Genomic DNA, 21,338 nt, shown 5'->3' on the forward strand with positions numbered 1-21,338 from the left:
CCCCTACTTGGTGGCCTTGGCGAGGCCGATCGCGTACTCCGGCCACCAGGCCCCCGCCTTCGGGCCGCCCTTGCAGTCGCCGTCCGACTCGCCGGGCCGCTTGACCCACAGGTACGCCTTGACCAGGGGGTCGCCCGTCTTGGTGCCGGGCTCCTCGCCCAGCGCCCGCCCGGGCGGGTTGCACCAGCGCTGGTCGGGGTTGCCGCCCGTGTAGGGCCCGTTCCCGTTGCGGCTGGTGTCGATGACGAACGGCTTGTTGCCGACCTTCGCCGAGAGCTCCTTGCCGTACTTCACGGAGTCCGCGGTGGTGTAGAAGTTCGACACATTGACCGAGAAGCCGTCGGCCTGGTCGATGCCGGACCACTGGAGCGGCTGGAAGATCTGGTCGGGCTTGCCCCAGCCGGCGTTGCCCGCGTCGAGGTAGACCGTCGTGTTCTTCAACGACTTGAGCTTGCCGACGGCGCCCTTGAGGAGGTCGTAACGCTCCTCGTGGAACTCCTCCGGCGTGCAGTTGTCCACCATGTGCTGCACGGCGTCCGGCTCCAGGATCACCGTCGCGTGCCGGTCGCCGATGCCCTTGGCGACGCTGTCGATGAACGCCCGGTACTGGTTCCCGTCGGCCGCGCCGCCCTTGGAGAACTGGCCGCAGTCGCGGTGCGGGATGTTGTAGAGCACGAGCAGGGCGTCCCGGTCGGCCTCGTCGGCAGCCTCGGTGTAGCCCCGGGCCTGGTCCTCCGCGTTCTCCGGGAGGATCCACTCGCCGCTCGGCTGCTCGGCTATCTTCCGGATCTGCTCGGCGTCGTCCTTCTTGCCGGCCTTCTCGTAGGCGGCGACCTGCTTGGCGGCGCTGCCGTCCGGGTTGACCCAGTACGGGTCGGACCCCTTCGGCTGCTGCTTCACGGGTGACGGTGAGCCGTTCTTGTCCTTGCCGTCCCCGGAGGAACATCCGGACACCAGCAGCGCCGCCCCCACGGCCGCCGCTCCCGCCCTCACCCCCCAGGCGCCGACACCGCGTACGCGGCCTGCGTCCTTGCGGTACATCCACTCCCCCTTGGGTGCCCTGTACGACTCTCAATCCTGGCATACGGGCCGCGGCGACCACGAGGGCGGACAGGGTTCGTCAAATACCTGTTACAGCCCCCGCGTTCGGTGTTCACCGAGGCCGCGAGCGCATCCGGACTTGGCGTCAAACAGCCTCTAGGCCGCGTCGCCCATCCGCTCTAGAGTCGTCGTGAGCGGCCCGAGCCCCGGCCTGCACCACCTCCGGGAGAGCAGGTCTCTCCTGACCTCCCGCGCCGACGCCGGGTTACTCCCGCAGCCCGAGCGCGCGCGGTCGAGGACCAGCCCGGCCGGCGTCTCCCCGGGGGGAGCGGGCCGCCGGCCGGGCCAGGTTGTCAGCGCGCGGGCGCGTCGGTCACACCGGTGAGGTACGCGGACACGACGACGTTGGCGGTGTAGGTGCGCGACGCCCGGTCGAAGGAGCCACCGCACGTGATCAGCCGCAGCTCGGCCCGGTCGGACTGCCGCTGGCCGTAAGCCTTTTGCGCGTCGAACCGGTCGCGGCTGAAGACCTGCACGTCGTCGACGGTGAACTCGGCGACGGAGTGGTCGTCCCGCGCGACCCGCACCTTGTCGCCCGGCTTGGCCGAGCTGAGGTGGTAGAACACGGCGGGCCTCGTGTCCGTGTCGACGTGCCCGACGAGCAGGGCCGTGCCGCGCTCGCCCGGCTTCACGCCGCCGCCGTACCAGCCGACGACGCCTGCCTGCGAGAACGGCGGCGGGTCGATCGCGCCGTTCCCGTCGAGGCCGCGGGCCTTCACGGGCGCCTCGATCTTCAGTGCGGAGACATCGATGCGCTGCGGCTCCGCGCCGGCCATCGGCTTGTGCGCGGGCGGCAGTTCGACGCCGAGCGGCCGTCCGACGGCGGCCGCGTCGCCCGTGGTGGGCGCGGACAGGCCGTGGATATCGGTGACTCCGCGGCCCCACAGCCACAGGCCGAGCAGCAGTACGGCCCAGGCCACTCCGGTCACGAGCCGCCCGTTGCCGTGCGGTCGTTCGCCGTCAGCCATGATCGGCCCCCGCTCACTCTGAGCGGCGCCGGCGGACGCTGCGCAGGGCCACGGCGACGGCCGCGACCGCCGCGAGCACCAGGCCCAGCACCGTGTGCCGGGTGCCGGGGCCCTCCTCGCGCAGACCGTCGGTGATCTCGGTGGTGTGGGCCGCGGTGAGCTGCGCGGTACCGCCGCCGCCCGCGTGCACGGGTGCGGTGGGGACCGGCGCGGGGCGGCCCTCCTGGAGGACCTCGACGCTGCCCTTGACCCTGCCGGTGACGCCGTCGCAGGTCACCCTGATCTCGTAGATCCCGGGCGTCGCGGACGAGCGGATGCGGGCCTGGGTGGTCAGCGTGGGCTGGTCGGCGGACGGGGCGAGATCGCCGGGCGCCTCGAAGGCGTCCGAGTAGGCCTTGCCCTTGGATTCCCTGCAACCGGAGACCCTGAGGTCTACCTGGGTCCCGGGGGCGGGGGCGAAGGGGGTGACGGTGATGGAACCGGTGGATCCGTCGGATCCCCCGCCTTCCGCGTGGGCGGCGGCGACGGGCAGTGTCACCAGAACGGCGGCCGCCCCTATGGCACGGAGAGCGAACATCTCTCTACGCATTGTGAACCTCCTGTATTGGAAGGGTCACGCGCGCGGGCCCGATCCGCATCCCGGGGGCACCGGAAACGGCCGCCCCCGGGACCGGGATCAGACGAGTTCGACCAGGTCAGCGATGGAATCGACGACCTCGGAAGGCCGGAAGGGATAGCGGTCGACGTCGGCCCTGCCCGTGAGCCCCGTCAGGACGAGGAAGGTCTTCATCCCGGCCTCGAGGCCCGCGAGGACGTCGGTGTCCATACGGTCGCCGATCATGGCGCTGGTCTCCGAGTGCGCCCCGATCGCGTTCAGGCCGGTGCGCATCATCAGCGGGTTCGGCTTGCCCGCGAAGTACGGCTGCTTGCCGGTCGCCTTGGTGATCAGCGCGGCGACGGCGCCGGTGGCGGGCAGCGGGCCCTCGGTGGAGGGGCCCGTCTCGTCCGGGTTGGTGCAGATGAAGCGGGCGCCGTCGTTGATCAGTCGGACGGCCTTCGTCATGGCCTCGAACGAGTAGGTGCGCGTCTCGCCGAGGACCACGTAGTCGGGGTCGTGGTCGGTGAGGACGTACCCGATGTCGTGCAGCGCCGTCGTCAGACCGGCCTCGCCGATCACGTACGCCGTGCCGCCGGGGCGCTGGTCGTCGAGGAACTTGGCGGTGGCCAGGGCCGACGTCCAGATGTTCTCGACCGGCACCTCCAGGCCCATGCGGGTCAGCCGGGCCTGGAGGTCGCGGGCGGTGTAGATCGAGTTGTTCGTCAGCACCAGGAAGGGCTTGCCCGACTCGCGGAGCTTCTTGACGAAGGCATCGGCGCCGGGGATCGGCACGCCCTCGTGGATGAGCACACCGTCCATGTCGGTGAGCCACGATTCGATGGGCTTGCGCTCTGCCATGTGCCGGTCTCCTGCCATACAAGAAAACACTGGGGTCAAGAAATAGCTGGGACGCCGGGACCACGCTGTGCCGACGCCCCCAGCCTAATCAGCACCGCCTGATCTTGACCCCGCCGAGTCCGCGGAAGCGGGTCCGCAGGTCAGCTGCCGGTCGCCGACTTCCAGTCCGTCACGTACGTCTGGAGGTTCTTGTCGATGTCGTTCCAGTCGGGCTCGAAGATCTCGACGCCGTCCATCACCTTGGCGAGGGCGATGGCGTTCTCGTCGGTGGCCTTGACGTCCTTGCGCGCGGAGAAGCCGCCGCCGATGGAGCTGACCTGCTGCTGCGCCTTGGCGGACAGCATGAAGTCGAGGAGCTTCTTGCCGTTCTCGCTGTGCGGGGCGTTCTTCACGAGGCCGCCGGCGTAGGGCAGGGCGAACGAGGTCGGCTTGCCGCCGGCCTTCTTCGGGAACCAGATGCCGAGGTTCGGCATGGTCTTGGACTGCGCGAAGCTCATCTGCACATCGCCGTTGGCGACGAGGAGTTCACCCTTGTCGACCTTGGGGGCGAGCTTGCCGGTGGAGGCGGACGGGCCGACGTTGTTGGCCTGGAGCTTCTTCAGATAGTCCATGGCGGGCTTCTTGCCGCCGAAGTCGTGCATGGCCTTGACCACGACGGCGGTGCCGTCGCCGGCGACGCCGGGCGTGGAGTACTGGAGCTTGTTCTTGTATGAGCCGTCGAGCAGTTCGTCCCACGTGGTGGGCGCCGTCTTCAGGTCCTTCTTGTTGTAGACGAAGCCGAAGTAGTTGTTGACGACGGAGGTCCAGGTGCCGTCGGCGGCCTTGTCGGCCCCGTCGACCTGGTCGGCGCCCTGGGGCGTGTACTTCTGCAGGAGGCCCTTGCCGTCGGCCTGCTGGATGAACGGCGGGAGCGTCACGATGACGTCGGCCTGGGTGTTCGACTTCTCGCGGGCGGCGCGCTGCACCATCTCGCCGGAGCCGCCCTCGACGTACTCGACCTTGATGCCGGTCTTCTTCGTGAAGTCCTTGAAGACCTGGTCGTACCAGCCGTCGCCGTTCTCGCCCTTGAGGCCGTCCGCGCTGTACACGGTGACGGTCTTGGCGTCGGAGGCGGCGGAGTTGCCGCCGCAGGCGGAGAGGGTGGCGGCGAGGGCGATGCTTCCGGTGACGGCGGCGATCGGCTTGAGCGTGTTTCTGCGCATGGCGAGGTGAACTCCTTGCAGAGGGTCAGGGCATGGGGGCGGTACGGGGCCTAGCGGTACGAGGCCTTGGTGCGGATCCGCGAGACGAGCAGCAGGACGAGCAGCGTCGTCGCCATGAGGATCACGGAGATCGCCGATCCGGTGAACAGGGAGCCGCGGTCGGTGATCGCGTAGATCTGCACGGGCAGCGGCATCCAGTCCGGCGGGTAGAGCATCATCGTGGCGCTCAGCTCGCCCATGGACAGGGCGAAGCAGAGTCCCGCGGCCGCGTTCAGGGACGGCAGCAGGAGGGGCAGCTTCACCTTCCACAGGACGTACGAGGGGCGGGCGCCGAGCGACGCGGCGGCCTGTTCGTACGCGGGGTCGAGTCGTACGATCGCGGCCGAAACCGACTGATAGGCGAACGCCGTGACAAGAATCGTGTGCGCCAGGATGACGATCCAGCGGGTGCCGTTGAGCACCATCGGCGGCTGGGAGAACGCGACGAGCACGGCGAGGCCGACCACGACGGACGGCACGGCGACCGGCAGCATGAACAGGGCGTCGAGCACCCTGCGGCCGCCCTTCTTGAGCGCGGCGGCAGCGAGCGCGGCCCACGTGCCGATCAGGAGGGCGAGGAGGCTGGCGCTGACAGCGGTGACCAGGCTGGTGGTGAGCGCCTGGAGGGACGCGCCGCTGGTGGCGGCCCGGTAGTGACCGCCGGTGAATCCGGTCGGAAGGGCGCTCGACCAGCTCGTGGCGAACGACGCGGCGACGATGACGAGCAGCGGCAGCGCGAACAGGGGCAGGAAGAGGGCGAAGAAGAGGACCCAGGTGGCCCACCTGCCCTTACGGCTATGCACCAGCACGGCGGCTCACCACCCGGTAGAGGCCGTAGAGGCCCACGGAGATCAGGACGTTGACGACGGCGACCACGCACGCGCCCGGATAGTCGGACTCGAGGATCGCCTTGCTGTACACGAGCATCGGGAGCGTGGTGACGCCCTTGGCGCCGGTGAAGAGCACGATCCCGAACTCGTTGAGGCACATGACGAGGACGAGGCTGCCACCGGCGGCGAGCGCGGGCAGCGCCTCGGGCAGGATGACCTGCCGCACGATGCGGGCGGGCTTCGCGCCCAGGGAGGACGCCACCTCCAGCTGCGCGGTCTCGATCTGCGAGAACGCGGCGAGCAGCGGCCGCATCACGAACGGCGTGAAGTACGTGATCTCGGCGAGGAGCACGCCCCACGGGGTGGTCAGGAACTGGAAGGGCCCGGAGGCGGCGCCCGTGACGTCCGTCCACAGTCCGTTGGCCATGCCCACGGATCCGTAGACGAAGAGCAGCGCGAGGGTGATCAGGAAGGACGGGAAGGAGAGGAACACGTCGATGAACTTGGCGACGGCCTTTCCGCCGGGGAACGGGACGAACGCGATGACGAGCGCGAGCGCGAACCCGAGCACGAGGCATCCGGCGGTCGCCCCCAGCGCCAGCCACACCGTCGTCCCGAGCGCCTCCCGGAACGCGGACGAGGCGAAGACGTCGGCGTACGGCGCGAGGGAGGTGCCGCCGGTGTCGGGCCGCACGGACTGCTGCACGACGAGGGCGAGCGGGTAGAGGAACACGAGGGCGAGTACGGCGACGGGCGGCAGCGCCCACACCCACTTCGGCATCCCCTTGCGGGGGTTCGCCGCCTTGCTCACCGGCGTGCTCAGCGTGGCGCTAGCCATCCTTGCTCACCCCGGCCGAGAGCAGCACCGCGTCCTCGGGTGCGAAGTGCACGGTGACCTCGTCGCCGAGCGCGGGCGGGGTGCGCAGTTCACGCAGGTCGGCCTTGAGCCGGTGCTCGTCCACGTCGACGTACAGGCGGTGGGTGGAGCCGCGCCACTGGACCTCGGACACGGAGCCGGTGAGGGCGTTGGGCCCGTCGCCGAGTCCGACGAGGTGCGGGCGCACGCACAGCGTGGCGGACACCCCGGAGGCGACGTCGCCGGTGGGCACCTTCAGCTGGGCGCCGGCGAAGGACACCGACCCCGAACCCACCTGTACGGGAAGGAGGTTGGCGTTGCCCACGAAGGAGGCGGTGAACTCGGTGCGGGGCCTGCGGTACAGCTCCTGCGGGGTCCCGCAGTCCTGGAGCCGCGCCTTGTCCATGACCGCGATCCGGTCGGCGAGGGTGAGCGCCTCGACCTGGTCGTGGGTGACGTAGAGGATCGACACGTCGGGCAACTCGCGGTGCAGGCGGGCCAGTTCGGCCAGCATGCCGGAGCGCAACTGCGCGTCGAGCGCGGACAGCGGCTCGTCGAGCAGGAGCACCCCGGGCCGGATGGCGAGGGCCCGCGCGATGGCGACGCGCTGCTGCTGTCCGCCGGACAGCTCGCGCGGGTAGCGCTTCGCGTAGGAGGCCATGCCGGTCATTTCCAGGGCCTCGATGACCCGGGCGGGGATCTCGGCCTTGGCGACCTTCTGCGCCTTCAGGCCGAAGGCGACGTTGTCCTCCACGCGCAGGTGCGGGAACAGGGCGTACTGCTGGACGACCATGCCGATGCCGCGCCGGTGGGGCGGCAGGTCCGTGACGTCGCGGTCGCCGATCAGGACGCGGCCCGTCGCCGGCCGCACGAATCCGGCGACGGCGCGCAGGGCCGTCGTCTTGCCGGAGCCGGACGGGCCGAGCAGCGCCATGACCTCGCCGGGCTCGACCGTCAGGTCGAGGGAGTGGAGGACGGTGTTCGCACCGTAGGCGACGGACACCTTGTCGAAGCGGATGCCGCTGGCCATCAGCTCTCAGCTCCCAGGCGCACGGCGGGTATGGGGTCGGTCTTCTCTCTCACGGCGGCCACGCTCCTCGGGACGGATGACCCGCACCGGTCCGCACGGCAACGAGACGGTGAACGGCCCCCCAAGGTTGGCCTAGACCCGTTACGTTTCCGTTACCGATGTGGGTCAACTGTCGCCCCCCGGCGCTCAGTTGCCCAAACGCGTGGTGAACGAGAACCGGTCTCCCCGGTAAAGCGTCCGCACCCTTTCCGTGGGCCGGCCGCTCGTGTCGGACGACACCCGGTGGATGAGAAGCATCGGCAGGGCGGGCGGCGTGCCGATCAGGAGGGCCTCGCGCGGGGTGGCCAGCACGGTCTCGATGCGCTCGTCGGCGGACCCGAACTCGATCCCGAGCCGCTCGTGCACATACGTGTAGAAGGACGAGTCCGGGTCGAAGTCGACGTCGAGGCGCGGCATCCGCGCCACGGCGACATAAGTGCTCTCCAGGCCGACGCGCTCGTCGTCGGCGAGCAGCACACGCTCCATGTGCCACACCGGCTCGCCCCGCTCGACCTCGATCTCGCCGGCGAGGGCGGGCGGGCACGGGAAGCGGTCGAGGCCGATGAGCGTACGTCCCGGGCGGCGGCCCTGGCGGCGCACGCCCTCGGTGTAGCTGGCCATCGACAGCGGCTGCTCCAGCTTGGGCCCGGCGACGACCGTCGCCCGGCCCTGGCGGCGCAGGCGCCCTTCGAGCAGCAGCTCGCGCAGCGCCTGGCGCACGGTCTCGCGCGCCACCTCGAAGCGCAGGGCCAGGTCCCGTTCGGTGGGCAGCGGTTCGCCCTCGCCCAGCTCGTCGAGGAGCGCGGAGACATGGGCCTTGACCGCGTAGTACTTCGGGATGCGGCCGTGCTCGGGGATGCCGGCGCGTACGGGTGCGCCAGGTGCCTGGTCGTTCGGGTAATCCACCCAGGGATGTTCGCAGACATTCGTTGACGCGGTGTCGGGGGCGGTCCCGCAGCGCGGTGCGCGCGGCGGGCGGTGTGGCCGGAATCCACCCTCACCGGCGGTCGGTGCGCAGCCGCCGGGAGGCCGCCACGAGGGCCGCGCCGCCGACGAGCAGGGCGCCGGACGTGAGACCGAGTCCGCGCAGGGAGCGCGGGCCGGTCCGCGCGAGTTCGCCGGGGGCGAGGGGGAGATCGCCTCGGTCGCCGTGGTCACCTTGGTCGTCCTCGGTGCCTGTGCCTGTGCCTGTGCCGGTGTCCGTGCCTGTACCGGCACCCGTCTCCGTATCGGCGCTGGGGGTGGGATCGGGGGCGGTGGCGGTGGGCTTGGGGGCGGTGGTGGTGGGGCCGGGCCCGTCGGTGGGCCGGCCGCTCGCGGTGCCGCTGTCGCGGCCGGGCTCCAGCAGGCCGTCATCCCTTGCGCCGGGTTCGTCGCGCTGCTCGCCGGGAGGCCGTCCGGACGCCTCGCCCGGGGGCCGCCCTGACGGCTCGCCGCCCTCGTCCCTCTCCTCGTCGGTCAGGGTGAACCGGTAGTCGCCCGACTCCCCCACCCAGTCGCCGTCGTCGTCCCGGCGCTGCACGACGGCCGCGTTGGCGACGACGCTGTTCGGGCGGGTGTCGGAGGTGAAGGCGAGCCGGGCCCGGACGGTGACGGTCTTGCCCGGGCCCACTCGGAAGCCGGGGAAGCCGTCGTCGAAGACGCCGATGTTCTCGTCCCGGTCGGTCCGTTCGAAGCGGACGGGGTGTTGGCGCCCGCCGTCGGAGAACTCCAGCTGGATCTGCCGGGTCACCAGCGTCCGCTGCTTGTCGATGAGTACGAGGACGGGGTGGATGCCGGCGCACTCGGCGTCGGTCTTGTTCGTCAGGTCGAGGGACCAGGTCCGGAAGCCGCCGCCGGGGTGGTAGGTCGTGGGGCCGCCGTGGATGCGGGTGCCGATCGGGAAGTCGGCGGGGTGCTCGGCGGAGCAGGTGGGCTCGCGCGGCCCGGACCCGGACCCGACCGGGTCGGCCGCGAGGGCGGGGCCGCCAATCACCACCGAGGTCAGGGCCATGGCGGTGACGGCGAGCGGGATACGCGGTCGCATGGGGAGCCTTTGCTGATCGCGGGTCGGGAAGGGTACATCCGCCGCGACCGTGTCACGCGCGCCGCGCCCTGCGCAGGACCAGCGGGGCCCCGTACGGCCCGATGCACGAGCGATTCCGCTCGATCAGCTCAGATTTCTGTCATTCCGGTTGGCCGGGAAGCGACCGTGCGCCCGGCCGAACAGGGGTGCGAGGACCAGTTGGGCCGCGCCCTCGACCACCACGCTCTCCGACCCCGGCGCACGCAGGACCGGGACCTCCACCGTGCCCCCGCGCCGCGCCCGCTCCCCGAGCACCGCCCGCACCCCTTCGACGAAGCGCTCCTCGGCGGCCGCGACCGTACGCCCGCCGAGCAGGACGAGGTCGATGTCGAGGAGGCCGACCATGTTCGCCGCGCCCTCGCCGAGCACGCGCGCGGCCTCGTCGAAGGAACCGGCGGCGACCGCCGCGAGGCACAGCGCCTCGATGCAGCCGCGATTGCCGCAGCCGCAGAGCGGGCCGTCCAGCTGGATCACCTGGTGGCCGAATTCGCCCGCACCGGTGTGCGGCCCGCGGTAGGGCGCGCCACCCAGGACGAGTCCGGCGCCCAGTCCCGTACCGAGGTGGAGGTACGCGAACGCGTCGCCGCACCCGGCGAGCGCGAGGCCGAGCGCGGCCGCGTTGGTGTCCTTGTCCACGACCACCGGAAGCCCGAGCCGCCCCGCGAGCGCGTCCCGCAGCGGGAACCCGTCCCACTCGGGGAAGCCGGTGACACGGTGCAGCACCCCGGAGATGTGGTCGAGGGGACCGGGCAGCGCGACGCCCACGCCCAGGACGCCGGGGGTAGGGGGTTCCGGATGTACGGGGTCCTGCGCGTCGGTCCGGCCCGGGTCCCCCGCGTCCGCGTCCCCGTCGCCCGCTCCTGCGATCGCTCCCGCTCCCGCCTCCGCGAGCAGCGCCTCCACCTCGCGCGCCGCCGCCTCCACCACCGCGTCGCCGCCCGCGCCGAAGGCCAGCGGGGAGCGGCGTTCGGCGACGACCGCGCCCGCGAGGTCGACCAGGACCGCCGTCAGTTCGTCGCGGTCCAGGTGCAGCCCGACCGCGTACCCCGCGTCCGGCACGAGGCGCAGGACGGTGCGCGGCTTGCCGCCCGTCGAGGCGCGCCGGCCGGTGTCCGTGACCAGGCCCTGCTCCCTGAGCCGCGCCGTGATCTTGCTGACGCCCTGCGGGGTGAGGCCCGTGCGCTCGGCCAGTTCGAGCCTGCTGATGCCCTCGTCACCCGCCGTGCGCAGCAGATCGAGTACGAGTGCGGCGTTATGGCCTCGCAGCACCGCCAGATTGACCCCGGAGTAAGCCCTGTTCACTCCCCCATTGTCCCTTCCGCTTGCACTTTGGCAACACCGTTGCTTAAGTGGATGCATGACTGAAGGCATGACATCAGGTACGGCTGGGACCACCGGCTCCCCCCTCCGCGTCGGTCTCGTCGGCTACGGCCTGGCGGGCTCCGTCTTCCACGCCCCGCTGATCGCCGCGACCGACGGCCTCGTGCTCGACACGGTCGTCACCTCGAACCCGGAGCGCCAGGCGCAGGCCCGCGCCTCCTTCGGCGACGGCATCCGCTGCGTGGCCACCCCCGACGAGCTGTGGGCGCGGGCCGACGAGCTCGACCTGATCGTCATCGCCTCCCCGAACAAGACGCACGTACCGATCGCGACGGCCGCCCTCAAGGCGGGCCTCCCGGTCGTCGTCGACAAGCCGATCGCCGGCACCGCGGCCGAGGCGCGCGAGCTGGCGGCGCTCGCCGAGGAGCGCGGCCTGCTGCTCTCGGTCTTCCAGAACCGCCGCTGGGACAACGACTTCCTCACGCTGCGGAGCCTGATCGCGGAGGGCGAGCTCGGCGACGTCTGGCGCTTCGAGTCGCGCTTCGAGCGCTGGCGGCCGCAGCCCAAGGGCGGCTGGCGCGAGTCCGGCGACCCGGAAGAGATCGGAGGTCTCCTCTACGATCTCGGCAGCCACGTCGTCGACCAGGCCCTCGTCCTGTTCGGCCCGGCCGTCTCGGTCCACGCGGAGTCCGACGTGCGGCGCGCGGGCGCGGCGGCCGACGACGACACGTTCATCGCGATCACGCACGCGAACGGCGTCCGCTCCCACCTCTACGTCTCCGCGACCGCGGCCCAGCTCGGCCCGCGCTTCCGCGTCCTCGGCTCGCAGGCCGGCTACGTGAAGTACGGCCTCGACCCGCAGGAGGCGGTGCTGCGCGAGGGCGTGATCCCGGCAGCCGGCGAGTCCTGGGGCGTGGAGCCCGAGTCGATGTGGGGACGGATCGGCTCCGGTGAGTCCCCGCTGACCGGCGGGGGACGCCCCGTCGAGACGCTCCCCGGCGCCTACCCCGCGTACTACGCGGCCGTCGCCGCCGCCCTGCGCGGCACGGGCGAGAACCCGGTCACCGCCGAGCAGGCCGCGGCCGCGCTCGACGTCCTGGAGGCGGCCCGCCGCTCGGCCCGCGACGGTGTGACGGTGACCCTGTGAGCGCGCCGACGGTCGAGGAGATCGAGGAGCAGGAGCGGCGCTTGGTCCTGCCGAAGTTCGGTCACGAGGACGCCTGGGAGCTGGGCTCGCTGCTCGTCGAGCTGGCCAGGGAGCGCAAGGCTCCGGTGGCGATCGACATCACGCGTGGCGGCCAGCAGCTCTTCCACGCGGCACTCCCCGGCTCGACTCCGGACAACGACGCCTGGATCGCCCGCAAGCGCCGCGTCGTGGAGCGCTACGCCTGCTCGTCGCTGCTGGTCGGAACCCGTTTCCGGGCGAAGGGCACGACGTTCGAGGACTCGTCCCGGCTCGACCCGGACACGTACGCGGCGCACGGCGGCGCGTTCCCGCTCGCCGTCGAGGGCGCGGGAGTCATCGGAGCGGTGGTGGTCTCCGGCCTCCCCCAGCTGGAGGACCACGCACTGGTGGTCAAGGCCCTGGACCTCTTCATCACGGGCTAGACACACGCCCCGTAAGGGGCGCGGGGAACCGCGCGACCAGCCACCACGGGCCGGCGGCCGGCGAAACGGCCACCGGCCCCCGCGGTTCCCCCGCCCCCACGCGGAGCGCTACGCGTCCTTGAGTTCCTGGCGCTGGCGCCCCAGACCCTCGATCTCCAGCTCCACCACGTCCCCGGCGCGCAGATACGGCTTCGGCTCGGGCTGCCCCATCGCCACACCCGCCGGCGTCCCCGTGTTGATCACGTCGCCCGGGTACAGGGTCATGAACTGGCTGACGTACCGGACGACCTCGGCGACCGGGAAGATCTGGTCGGCCGTCGAGCCGTTCTGCTTCAGCTCGCCGTTCACCCACAGTTTCAGGCCGAGCGCCTGCGGGTCCGCGACCTCGTCCGCCGTCACGAGCCAGGGGCCCAGCGGGTTGAACGTCTCGCAGTTCTTGCCCTTGTCCCAGGTGCCGCCGCGCTCGATCTGGAACTCGCGCTCGGACACGTCGTGCGACACCGCGTATCCGGCGACGTGCGCGAGGGCCTCCTCGTGCGACTCCAGATAGCGCGCCGTACGCCCGATGACGATCGCCAGCTCGACCTCCCAGTCCGTCTTCACGGACTTGCGCGGTACGAGCACGGTGTCGTCGGGGCCGACGACCGTGTCCGCCGCCTTGAAGAAGACGACCGGCTCCGACGGCGGCTCGGCGCCGGTCTCGGCGGCGTGGTCGTGGTAGTTCAGGCCGATGCACACGACCTTGCCGATCCGCGCGACCGGCGGGCCCACCCGCAGGCCGTCCGCGTCGAGCGCGGGCAGCTCGCCGGACTCGGCGGCGGCCCGTACGCGCCCCAGCGCCGCATCGTCGGCGAGCAGCTCCCCGTCGATGTCGGGGACGACTCCGCCCAGGTCACGCAGGACACCTTCAGCGTCGAGCAGGGCCGGGCGCTCCGCCCCAGCGGTACCGACTCGCAGCAGCTTCATGGTTGAGACTCCTTGATCGAGGAGGGACCTCGCGACGGGTGCAGCCATCGGAGGACTGGTCGATCGTCCAAGGTCCCTGTCCAGTCCGCAATACCTCGTTCACGGACTGGACCTTTACGCGGCAGTAGCAAGCGCCGCGGCGGAGGGCATGTCGCGGTAGAGGACGGCCCGCTCGACGGCGCTCCACGTCGTGCTCGTCACCACGTACAGGGCGGCGGCGAGCGGCACGAAGGCCACCGTGAACAGCGTCATGAACGACATCAGCGGCATGATCTTCGTCATCGAGGCCATCGCGCCCGCGCCCGGCGCCTGCGGCCCGTCCGCGGCGGCCGGCAGCATCGGCTGGGCGGCCATCTGACGCTTCGTGCGCGCGTAGTTGAAGCTCGCCACCGCCGCGACGATCGCGAACAGGACCAGATAGACGACGCCCTGCACGCCGAAGAGACCGCCGTCCGCGAGCGCGTCCTTGAAGCGCCCGCCCAGCGGCGCGGCGCCGAGGGTGTGGCCGAGCAGGGCGTTGGGTTCACCGCCGATGCTGCCGTTCGAGAACAGGTGGTACAGCAGGAAGAAGGCGGGGAGCTGGAAGAGGCTCGGCAGGCAGCCGGACAGCGGCGAGACCTTCTCCTCCTTGTGCAGCTCCATGATCGCCTTCTGGAGCTTCTCCGGGCTCTTCCTGTGCTTCTTGCGCAGCTCGGCGATGCGCGGCTGGAGCTTGGCGCGCTGGCGCTGCCCGCGGGCCGAGGCCCGGGACAGAGGGTGGACGAGAAGGCGTACGAACGCGGTGAACAGGACGATCGCCGCCGCGGTCGCCGAGGCGTGGAAGAGCGGGTCGAGCAGGTCGGCGATGTGCTCGACCAGGCTGGCGAAGACAGACATGAACGTCGACATGGGTGAGCCCTCCGGGGGTCCCGTCGTGCCGGAATCGGAAGACCGCCGGGAAGGGCGGCCGATCGGCGTGACGGCCCGTAGGGGGACTGCGGGTGGAGCGGGTCCCCTACGCGGCCGTCAGGAGGAGACGGCCGGGTGCTCGGGGGCGACTGCGCCCTCGGGCGTCGGGATCGCGCTGCGGCAGGAACGCGGTGCGTTGCTCACGGTCGCGCATCGCTGTACGGACCCGGGTGCGGGGCACGGCGGGGGCGCTGCGCGCGGCGAGCAGGGAGCAGACGGCGAGCGCGGAGCCCGCGGCGGCGGTCGCGGCGAACGCGACGGCGGCGGTGAGGCTGCCGGTGTCGACGAGAACGGTCTCGACGAGAAGGAACAGGAGCAGGGCGGCGGGCCGCAGGGCCGTGGCCCAGGTGCGCGTCATGTCCGGCGTCCCTCCTTCCCGCTGCTTCGTCCGTGCCCACGTGTTGTGGCGTTCTGCCCGTTATACAGGATGAGCCCCGACCGGATGAAGGGGCGGCTTCTCGGCCACCCGCTCACCGGGGCCGCATCGACCGCAGCTTCCCCCACACCGCGAGCCGGTACCTGGACGTGTACTCGGGTGTGCAGGTGGTGAGCGTGATGTAGTACCCCGGCTCGCTGTACCCGGCACCCCGCACGACCTCGCTGCGTGGCACACCCGCGATGACGCCGCCGTCGCGCGCGGAGGTCTGCGCGAGGGTCTTGTCGACGACGTACGTGTACACGGCGCCGCGGGTACGGACCTGGACCTCGTCGCCCTTGCGCAGCCGGTTGATGTACCGGAAGGGCTCCCCGTGGGTGTTGCGGTGCCCGGCGAGCGCGAAGTTCCCCGGGCGGCCGGGCTGGGCGGTGGCGGGGTAGTGGCCGACGTAACCCTTGTTGAGGACGTTCTGCTTCCCGACGCCCTCGGCGACGGGGACGGTGAGGCCGAGGCGCGGGATGGTGAGGACGGCGTAGGCCTGGTCCCAGCGGGGCGTTTCGCGGGAGACGGAGGTGGAGTCGGCGGATGTCCGGCCCCCGGACCCGCTCCCGGCCCCAGCGCCGCCCGACGAGCCGGCCTGGGTGTCGTCACCGGCCGGATCGGAGGCGCCGTCCCCGCCCCCGTCACCCCGCCCGTCCGAGGGGGTGGCCGCCCACTCGTGCTCCAGCGCCCGCACCTTGCGCTCGGCACCGGCTCTGGCCTCGCGATTCGTCCACCACAGCTGATGGACGACGAGGAGGAGAAGGACGACCCCGAGAGTGACGGTGACCTCGGCACCGGTCCACAGGGCGCGGCGCAGGGCCGAGGGGCGGGGCCCCTGCGAAGGGCCCGGGGCCGCGGGGCGGCGCCTCTGCGGGCGGCCCTGGGTGGTCGAGGGGCGGCGACCGAACGCGCGGCGTCCTGCGCGCGGCGCTGAGGGCCAATGCCCGGGCACACGGCGTCCAGCGTGCGGCCCCTGCCGCACGACGACCGGCTGACGCTCCGGATCCCGATCCCGATCCCGATCCAGGTCCCGGTCGCGACCCAGGTCCCGGTCCCGGTCGCGATCCCGATCCAGGTCCCGGTCGCGACCCAGGTCCCGGTCCCGGTCGCGATCCCGTCGCCACTCCCGCTGCTTCCGCTCGCGCACGGCCGCAAGATAGGCCCTGCCTCCGTAACTCACCAGGGAACCGACCGGCCGGACCTCACCGGTGAACTCCCCGCCCGGCTGCCTGCGGGCCGTCCGGCCGGCCCGCCCTTAAGCTCACGCCTCATGGGTCCCCTCTGGCTGCTCGCGCTGATCCCCTTCGTCTCAGGCCTCGTCCTGGCCACCTCACAAGTGCTGCAACTCGTCACCGAGACGCTCCGGCGCAGCACCGGCACGGTGGTCGACGCGACGGTGACGGGCCATGTCGCGTCGAACGAGGCGTCGTACGCGGTGCTGCACCCGGTGGTCAGCTGGACGGCGGCCGACGGCACGGCGCACGAACAGGCGCTGCCCGACGAGGTGGGCCCCCACGCGCTCCCGGAAGGCCGCCGCGTACGCGTGCGCTTCGACCCGGCACACCCCGGTCTCGCGGCCTTGGACACCGACGGCCGCTACCGCTCGTGCGTGGTCTGGCTGTGGGCGGGGACGGTCCTGTGGGCGGGCACGCTGGCCGTGGTGGTCGTGCGCATGGCGTACGTATTGAACGAAAGCAACGGCTACGCGAGGCTGTGGTGACCTGGCGCCGGTGACGGTGGTCGGCAGTACGGTGTCACCCATGCGCCCCGACACGCCTGCTACGCCCGCCGAGCCTGTAGACCCTGTCAACCACATCGCCGAAGCCGAGCGCCTGGAGCGCATCGCCGGCCTGTACCCGGAGGACGCGGAGCAGTTGCTCCTCCAGGCCGCGGCGCACTACGAACTGGCGGACGCCCGCCAACGCGCGGCCTCGCTGTACGACGGCCTCATCGCCGGACCGCCGTCCGAGCTGGACCAGCCGCATCTGGTGAAGGCCCTGATGGCCGCGAACCTGTGGGAGTACGGCCACGAGGCCGAGGCCCGCGCAATCATCACGGGCATCCGGACCGCGGCCCCCAGGGACCCGGCCGCGTACGTGATCGTGGCGGAGGCCCTGGAGTCGCACGACGAACTGGAAGCGGCGCAGGAGTCCTTCACGGAGGCCCTGACGCTGCTCCTGCCGGAGGCGGAGCGCACGAACCCGCCGTACGAGACGCATCCGCTGCTCCTGGGCCGCCACCGCGTACGCCGCCTGATCGGCTCGGCGCACGACGAGTGGGACGCGCTGGCCGACCGCGTCAACAAGGCCGAGGTGACCCTGGACGAACTCCACGACCCGAACCGGACGTGGGCGCTCGGCTCGGACAACCCGGCGGAGCTGAGGGCCGAAATCCTGCGCCTGCGCGCGGAGTTGGGCTCGTACCGGCAGGCCCTGTCCCGCCCGTTCCCGGTGGCGGTACTGAACTGGCCGTCGACGGAGCTGACGGAACTCCTGGCCGCGTACCCCTCCCTCTCCGCCGAATACCCGTCCCACGAAGAGCACTTGGCGACCATAGAGTCCTCCCTTCGCGAACTCGCGGCCTCGGGCACACCGAACCTCGGCATCGTCGCGGGCACGGTCCCGTCGTACGAGGCGTTCGCGGCGTCGGAGTCCTCGTCCCCCACAGACGCGTCGCTGCTGCCGCAGTACGCCACGACGCTGGCGGCCCGAGGCCGCGCGATTCCGTGGCCGCCGGAGCGGGGGGCGGAGTGCTGGTGCGGGTCGGGGCGGGTTTATGGGGAGTGTCATGGGGCGCAGGGGTAGCAGCTCCTGGGCCTCGGCGGAGTGATCCCACGGGGCGCGTCAGGAACGGCAGCTCACTCAAAACTCCTCACCCAGCCAGAACATCGTTGGCCCCTGATAGAACATCTGCATAAGCCAGATGACTTTCGGGGGCAAGCGTGTCTGACATCAGCAACTCAACGTCGGTTCCGTCAGCCGGGCTGTACGAGCAACTCATCACCATGCGTTTTGAGAAGCAGCTCAAGGAACTAGCCAACCTCGGATGGAATCCGGTCAGCGGTGCTGTCGGAGAGCAATCCGTTCCCCACGTGCTAGCACGACACGTAGCCACGACGGTCAAGCGCGTCCTCGAAGGCATAGCAGCCGAAGAGCGAGTGCACGCAGCCAACCACATCCTGGAGTCCATAAGCACCCTGGACGGAGCTCGGGAGTGGGTTGAGCTGGTGGCCGAAGGCCCTCGCCAACTCCTGGCTCTGGCACGGCAAGAAGCGCCTGGTGTCTTCTCCATCCGGCCCGCCACTCCCCTCTCCGACGCTGGACTCATCACCAACTCACCAGATGACCCCAGCCTCGGCTTTGAGCTGCGCGCCGAGCTCGCCACCGCAGACCGCGTGGACCTCCTCTGCGCCTTCGTCAAATGGCACGGCTTGCACGTCATCGAAAAGTCCTTGGCAGCAGCGCGCGACCGGGGCGTACCCATACGCGTCCTCACGACTACCTACATCGGCGCTACCGACCGTCGAGCCCTGGATCGGTTGGTAACCGAATTCAATGCCGAAGTCAAGGTCAACTACGAGACACGGTCGACGCGGCTCCACGCCAAAGCCTGGCTGTTCCATCGCAATAGTGGCTACGACACCGGGTATGTAGGCAGTTCCAACCTCTCCAAAGCAGCTCTCCTCGACGGCTTGGAGTGGAACGTACGACTGTCCTCTGTTGCTACACCGGATGTGATGCGCAAGTTCGGGGCGACATTTGACGCGTACTGGAGCGACCCGTCCTTTGAGTCGTACGATCCAGAAGCTGACGGCACACGCCTAGCGGAAGCGCTCCTCATCGCGAGCGGCTCCTCGTCGAAAACGGACACCCCTCGCAGGATCACGCTCTCCGGCCTCGAAGTCCGCCCGTACGCGCATCAGCGCGACATGCTCGAGCGCCTCGAGGTCGAGCGAGAGGTACATGATCGGCACAGCAACCTTCTTGTGGCCGCTACTGGCACCGGCAAGACGGTGATGGCCGCGCTCGACTACAAGCAGCTCCGCAAAAAGGCTGGTCGCGACCTACGGTTGCTGTTCGTCGCCCATCGCAAGGAAATCCTCCAGCAGTCGATGCGTACGTACCAAGACGTGCTGGTGGACGCCAACTTCGGGGAGGCGATGCACAGTGGAGAGTCACCCGAGCAGCGAACTCACGTGTTTGCCAGCGTTCAGTCGCTCACTGCGCGCGCCCTGGAAAACTTGCCGTCTGATCACTTTGACGTGATCGTCATCGATGAGTTCCATCATGGAACCGCGCCGACCTATCGAAAGATCATCGAGCACTTCAAGCCTCTGGAACTACTCGGCCTGACCGCAACGCCGGAGCGAGCAGACGGCCGCAACATCCAAGATGAATTCTTCGATGGCCGGATCGCTGCCGAAATGCGACTTTGGGAAGCTCTGGAGAACGACCTCCTCAGCCCCTTCCACTACTTCGGCATCAGCGACAATACCGACTTGAGCTCAGTAACTTGGAAGCGGGGCGGCTATGACGAAACCGCCCTCAGTAACGTAGTGACGGGCAACAAGACACGAGCTCGGCTCATCGTAAAGAAAGTCCAAGAGAAGATTTCAGATCCGGGATCTATGCGAGCCCTTGGGTTCTGCGTCTCGGTACGGCACGCAGAGTTCATGGCCGACTTCTTCCAATCTGCTGGACTCAACGCCATCGCACTGTCCGGCGAGACAGATGCAGAGACGCGCAAGCGGGCACTTGACGACCTCAAGACTGGGGATCTCCAAGTTATCTTCTCGGTCGACCTCTTTAACGAGGGGTTGGATATTCCCGATGTGGATACGTTGCTCTTGCTGCGTCCCACAGCCAGCGCAACGGTTTTCCTTCAGCAACTCGGACGCGGTCTGCGGCGCACCGAGGACAAGGCCGTTTTGATGGTGCTCGACTTCATCGGTCAGCACCGCAAGGAGTTCCGCTTCGAGAACCAGTTCCGGGCACTGACAAACCTAACCCGGAAGCGACTCCTCGACCACATAGAAGCGGACTTCCCCCAGCTTCCATCGGGTTGCCAAATTCTCCTCGAGGAGAAGGCCAAGCACACCATCCTCGACAACATCAAGGCACAAATCGGCGTGAACGTGACTGCTCTCTCCCGAGAGGTAGCGGATTACGGCGAGACTCGATTGAGCCGCTATCTCGAGGAAAGCGGACGAGAGTTGAAGGAGCTCTACCGCGGTAGCGGCAACTCGTGGACGGGCCTTCTCCGTAGAGCTCGGCTCCTCAAGGACGAGCCGCCAACAGGTGAGGCGGCGCTCCTCAAGCGCGTGCCGTCCTTCCTGCACGTGGACGATCCGCTGCGCGTGGCGGCATACACACGGATGCTCCAGGACAACGCACCTGCCTATGTGGACCTCGACGGGCAGGGGCAGGCCTACGCCCGCATGCTCTTCTTCCAGTTGTGGCCGCTAGGCGGCACTACGCGAAAAGGCTTCGCGGACTATGACGCCGGGTTCGCTGCCCTGCGGGAGCAGCACGCCGTGCGCAGCGAGTTGCGCCAAGTGCTCGCGTACAACCTCGCCCGCACCGAACACGTCCCGGTTCCCCTGCTTGGCGACCATGCCGGAGTGCCGCTAACCGTCCACGCCTCGTACACCCGCGAGGAGATCCTTCCGGCGCTCGGCCAGTCGTACATCGGGGGGTTCATGCCGGGCGACTTCCGCGAGGGCGTGAAGTGGTGCGAGTCCTTCAAGACGGACGCCTTGCTGATCACTCGCGAGAAGGATGAGAAGGACTTCTCCCCACAAACCCGCTACCACGACTATGCGGTGACTACAAAGCTCTTCCACTGGGAGTCTCAGAACCAGACGTCGGAAAGCTCTCCCACCGGACAGCGCTACCAGCACCATGTCGCCGAAGGTAGTCATGTTCTTCTCTTCGTGCGCCGATACAAGAGCACCGATATCGGCGGCGCCCAACCATGGATGCTGCTCGGCCCGGCCGAGTACGAAAAGCACGAGGGCAGCAAGCCGATGGCGATCACATGGAAGCTCAAGCACGAAATTCCGGCGGAAGTATGGACGTACTCGGCCGTAGCCGCCAGCTAGCCAAGGTCAGTGGAGGGCCACGACCACCCCGGTCGTGGCTCTCTTACGTGGACGGCTGGCGCGGGTCGCGCAGCACCTGTCCAGCAAACTCAAGGAAGCTAGTCCGTAGGGACGTCACACCTCGACTCTCCTCTACCCACCGACCCCATCTCAACTCCAGGTCTCCCGTGGCATCGGCGACTCCATGTTGGGCTTGCGTCAATGCCACTGCAGCTTCAGCCGTCTTGGCACGGAGGAGTTGAGCCAAGCGCACCGCTTCATCAGGGCCCCAGAGCGCGAGTTGGCTCGTGCAGGACTGCAAAGTAAAGACGTGGTTTGTGAGTTCGTCGCGTTCGGCGTCGGGAAAACTGCCTCCGCGACGTATCACAGCAGCTGCTCGCTTCAGCGTGTCC

At 69.8% G+C, this 21,338-nt stretch carries 20 protein-coding genes; 5 read left to right on the top strand and 15 right to left on the bottom strand.

Annotated elements, in window-relative coordinates; all coding sequences use genetic code 11:
• Positions 1–3: 3 nt before the first annotated feature.
• The 11 genes from LGI35_RS18595 to LGI35_RS18645 form a co-directional block, all read right to left on the bottom strand.
• On the bottom strand, positions 4–1,041 hold the full coding sequence (locus LGI35_RS18595) for a glycoside hydrolase family 6 protein (RefSeq protein WP_227294933.1): 1,038 nt from the start codon (positions 1,039–1,041) through the stop codon (positions 4–6).
• Positions 1,042–1,394: 353 nt separating this feature from the next.
• A complete protein-coding gene (locus tag LGI35_RS18600; RefSeq protein ID WP_227294934.1) occupies positions 1,395–2,069 on the bottom strand; it encodes a class F sortase in 675 nt (224 codons plus the stop codon).
• Between the two features lie 13 nt (positions 2,070–2,082).
• Positions 2,083–2,646 carry a hypothetical protein gene (locus tag LGI35_RS18605; protein ID WP_227294935.1) on the bottom strand — a complete coding sequence of 188 codons (564 nt, stop codon included), beginning with the start codon at positions 2,644–2,646 and terminating at the stop codon, positions 2,083–2,085.
• Between the two features lie 99 nt (positions 2,647–2,745).
• Complete coding sequence (locus LGI35_RS18610; RefSeq protein WP_227294936.1) at positions 2,746–3,525, bottom strand: HAD-IIA family hydrolase; 780 nt, start codon at positions 3,523–3,525, stop codon at positions 2,746–2,748.
• A 140-nt stretch (positions 3,526–3,665) separates the two neighbouring features.
• Positions 3,666–4,727 (bottom strand): 2-aminoethylphosphonate ABC transporter substrate-binding protein, encoded by a 1,062-nt coding sequence (locus tag LGI35_RS18615; protein WP_227294937.1) that lies wholly within the window; start codon positions 4,725–4,727, stop codon positions 3,666–3,668.
• Positions 4,728–4,777: 50 nt separating this feature from the next.
• Positions 4,778–5,575, bottom strand: a complete 798-nt coding sequence (locus tag LGI35_RS18620; protein ID WP_227294938.1) for an ABC transporter permease — start codon at positions 5,573–5,575, stop codon at positions 4,778–4,780.
• Positions 5,562–6,434, bottom strand: a complete 873-nt coding sequence (locus LGI35_RS18625; protein ID WP_227294939.1) for a 2-aminoethylphosphonate ABC transporter permease subunit — start codon at positions 6,432–6,434, stop codon at positions 5,562–5,564. Before LGI35_RS18625 ends, LGI35_RS18620 begins: the two co-directional genes overlap by 14 nt.
• Positions 6,427–7,482, bottom strand: coding sequence for an ABC transporter ATP-binding protein (locus LGI35_RS18630; RefSeq protein WP_227294940.1), 1,056 nt, complete (start codon positions 7,480–7,482; stop codon positions 6,427–6,429). Before LGI35_RS18630 ends, LGI35_RS18625 begins: the two co-directional genes overlap by 8 nt.
• A 186-nt stretch (positions 7,483–7,668) precedes the next feature.
• A complete protein-coding gene (locus LGI35_RS18635; protein ID WP_227294941.1) occupies positions 7,669–8,427 on the bottom strand; it encodes a GntR family transcriptional regulator in 759 nt (252 codons plus the stop codon).
• 91 nt (positions 8,428–8,518) lie between these two features.
• Entirely contained in the window at positions 8,519–9,547 is a 1,029-nt protein-coding gene (locus LGI35_RS18640) for a peptidase (RefSeq protein WP_227294942.1), read from the bottom strand.
• A 123-nt stretch (positions 9,548–9,670) separates the two neighbouring features.
• A complete protein-coding gene (locus LGI35_RS18645; RefSeq protein WP_351438047.1) occupies positions 9,671–10,957 on the bottom strand; it encodes an ROK family transcriptional regulator in 1,287 nt (428 codons plus the stop codon).
• Here LGI35_RS18645 and LGI35_RS18650 point away from each other — a divergent pair.
• Both LGI35_RS18650 and LGI35_RS18655 read left to right on the top strand, forming a co-directional pair.
• Positions 10,956–12,053 (top strand): Gfo/Idh/MocA family oxidoreductase, encoded by a 1,098-nt coding sequence (locus LGI35_RS18650; protein WP_227294944.1) that lies wholly within the window; start codon positions 10,956–10,958, stop codon positions 12,051–12,053. The two genes, LGI35_RS18645 and LGI35_RS18650, sit on opposite strands and share 2 nt — an antisense overlap.
• Positions 12,050–12,514, top strand: a complete 465-nt coding sequence (locus LGI35_RS18655; protein WP_227294945.1) for a heme-degrading domain-containing protein — start codon at positions 12,050–12,052, stop codon at positions 12,512–12,514. The genes LGI35_RS18650 and LGI35_RS18655 overlap by 4 nt, the downstream gene beginning before the upstream one ends.
• A gap of 108 nt (positions 12,515–12,622) precedes the next feature.
• On the opposite strand, the gene LGI35_RS18660 is transcribed toward LGI35_RS18655, so the two are convergent.
• The 4 genes from LGI35_RS18660 to LGI35_RS18675 all read right to left on the bottom strand — a co-directional run bounded on the left by LGI35_RS18660 (position 12,623) and on the right by LGI35_RS18675 (position 15,663).
• Positions 12,623–13,480 (bottom strand): fumarylacetoacetate hydrolase family protein, encoded by an 858-nt coding sequence (locus LGI35_RS18660; protein ID WP_227294946.1) that lies wholly within the window; start codon positions 13,478–13,480, stop codon positions 12,623–12,625.
• Between the two features lie 114 nt (positions 13,481–13,594).
• Positions 13,595–14,368: a YidC/Oxa1 family membrane protein insertase gene (locus tag LGI35_RS18665; RefSeq protein WP_227294947.1), complete on the bottom strand. Its 774-nt coding sequence runs from the start codon at positions 14,366–14,368 to the stop codon at positions 13,595–13,597.
• A gap of 106 nt (positions 14,369–14,474) precedes the next feature.
• Complete coding sequence (locus LGI35_RS18670; RefSeq protein ID WP_116512795.1) at positions 14,475–14,786, bottom strand: DUF6412 domain-containing protein; 312 nt, start codon at positions 14,784–14,786, stop codon at positions 14,475–14,477.
• Positions 14,787–14,898: 112 nt separating this feature from the next.
• Positions 14,899–15,663: a class E sortase gene (locus tag LGI35_RS18675; protein WP_227300362.1), complete on the bottom strand. Its 765-nt coding sequence runs from the start codon at positions 15,661–15,663 to the stop codon at positions 14,899–14,901.
• A gap of 123 nt (positions 15,664–15,786) precedes the next feature.
• On the opposite strand from LGI35_RS18675, the gene LGI35_RS18680 reads away from it, so the two are divergent.
• The 3 genes from LGI35_RS18680 (at position 15,787) to LGI35_RS18690 (ending at position 20,946) form a co-directional block, all read left to right on the top strand.
• Positions 15,787–16,566 (top strand): DUF3592 domain-containing protein, encoded by a 780-nt coding sequence (locus tag LGI35_RS18680; protein WP_227294948.1) that lies wholly within the window; start codon positions 15,787–15,789, stop codon positions 16,564–16,566.
• Positions 16,567–16,606: 40 nt separating this feature from the next.
• Positions 16,607–17,650 carry an SEC-C domain-containing protein gene (locus tag LGI35_RS18685; protein ID WP_227294949.1) on the top strand — a complete coding sequence of 348 codons (1,044 nt, stop codon included), beginning with the start codon at positions 16,607–16,609 and terminating at the stop codon, positions 17,648–17,650.
• A gap of 200 nt (positions 17,651–17,850) precedes the next feature.
• Positions 17,851–20,946 carry a DEAD/DEAH box helicase gene (locus LGI35_RS18690; protein ID WP_227300364.1) on the top strand — a complete coding sequence of 1,032 codons (3,096 nt, stop codon included), beginning with the start codon at positions 17,851–17,853 and terminating at the stop codon, positions 20,944–20,946.
• The last annotated feature ends 392 nt before the right edge of the window (positions 20,947–21,338 follow it).

The sequence above is a fragment of the Streptomyces longhuiensis genome (assembly GCF_020616555.1).
Lineage (GTDB): Bacteria > Actinomycetota > Actinomycetes > Streptomycetales > Streptomycetaceae > Streptomyces > Streptomyces longhuiensis.

What these genes read in the sequence shown, in the direction of transcription:
- LGI35_RS18660 (WP_227294946.1), bottom strand. Translation starts at nt 13,480, where the DNA reads ATGAAGCTGCTGCGAGTCGGTACCGCTGGGGCGGAGCGCCCGGCCCTG.
- LGI35_RS18610 (WP_227294936.1), bottom strand. Translation starts at nt 3,525, where the DNA reads ATGGCAGAGCGCAAGCCCATCGAATCGTGGCTCACCGACATGGACGGT.
- LGI35_RS18680 (WP_227294948.1), top strand. Translation starts at nt 15,787, where the DNA reads ATGCCCGGGCACACGGCGTCCAGCGTGCGGCCCCTGCCGCACGACGAC.
- LGI35_RS18640 (WP_227294942.1), bottom strand. Translation starts at nt 9,547, where the DNA reads ATGCGACCGCGTATCCCGCTCGCCGTCACCGCCATGGCCCTGACCTCG.
- LGI35_RS18595 (WP_227294933.1), bottom strand. Translation starts at nt 1,041, where the DNA reads ATGTACCGCAAGGACGCAGGCCGCGTACGCGGTGTCGGCGCCTGGGGG.
- LGI35_RS18625 (WP_227294939.1), bottom strand. Translation starts at nt 6,434, where the DNA reads ATGGCTAGCGCCACGCTGAGCACGCCGGTGAGCAAGGCGGCGAACCCC.
- LGI35_RS18685 (WP_227294949.1), top strand. Translation starts at nt 16,607, where the DNA reads ATGCGCCCCGACACGCCTGCTACGCCCGCCGAGCCTGTAGACCCTGTC.
- LGI35_RS18615 (WP_227294937.1), bottom strand. Translation starts at nt 4,727, where the DNA reads ATGCGCAGAAACACGCTCAAGCCGATCGCCGCCGTCACCGGAAGCATC.
- LGI35_RS18645 (WP_351438047.1), bottom strand. Translation starts at nt 10,957, where the DNA reads ATGCCTTCAGTCATGCATCCACTTAAGCAACGGTGTTGCCAAAGTGCA.
- LGI35_RS18605 (WP_227294935.1), bottom strand. Translation starts at nt 2,646, where the DNA reads ATGTTCGCTCTCCGTGCCATAGGGGCGGCCGCCGTTCTGGTGACACTG.
- LGI35_RS18600 (WP_227294934.1), bottom strand. Translation starts at nt 2,069, where the DNA reads ATGGCTGACGGCGAACGACCGCACGGCAACGGGCGGCTCGTGACCGGA.
- LGI35_RS18690 (WP_227300364.1), top strand. Translation starts at nt 17,851, where the DNA reads ATGCGTTTTGAGAAGCAGCTCAAGGAACTAGCCAACCTCGGATGGAAT.
- LGI35_RS18630 (WP_227294940.1), bottom strand. Translation starts at nt 7,482, where the DNA reads ATGGCCAGCGGCATCCGCTTCGACAAGGTGTCCGTCGCCTACGGTGCG.
- LGI35_RS18650 (WP_227294944.1), top strand. Translation starts at nt 10,956, where the DNA reads ATGACATCAGGTACGGCTGGGACCACCGGCTCCCCCCTCCGCGTCGGT.
- LGI35_RS18665 (WP_227294947.1), bottom strand. Translation starts at nt 14,368, where the DNA reads ATGTCGACGTTCATGTCTGTCTTCGCCAGCCTGGTCGAGCACATCGCC.
- LGI35_RS18670 (WP_116512795.1), bottom strand. Translation starts at nt 14,786, where the DNA reads ATGACGCGCACCTGGGCCACGGCCCTGCGGCCCGCCGCCCTGCTCCTG.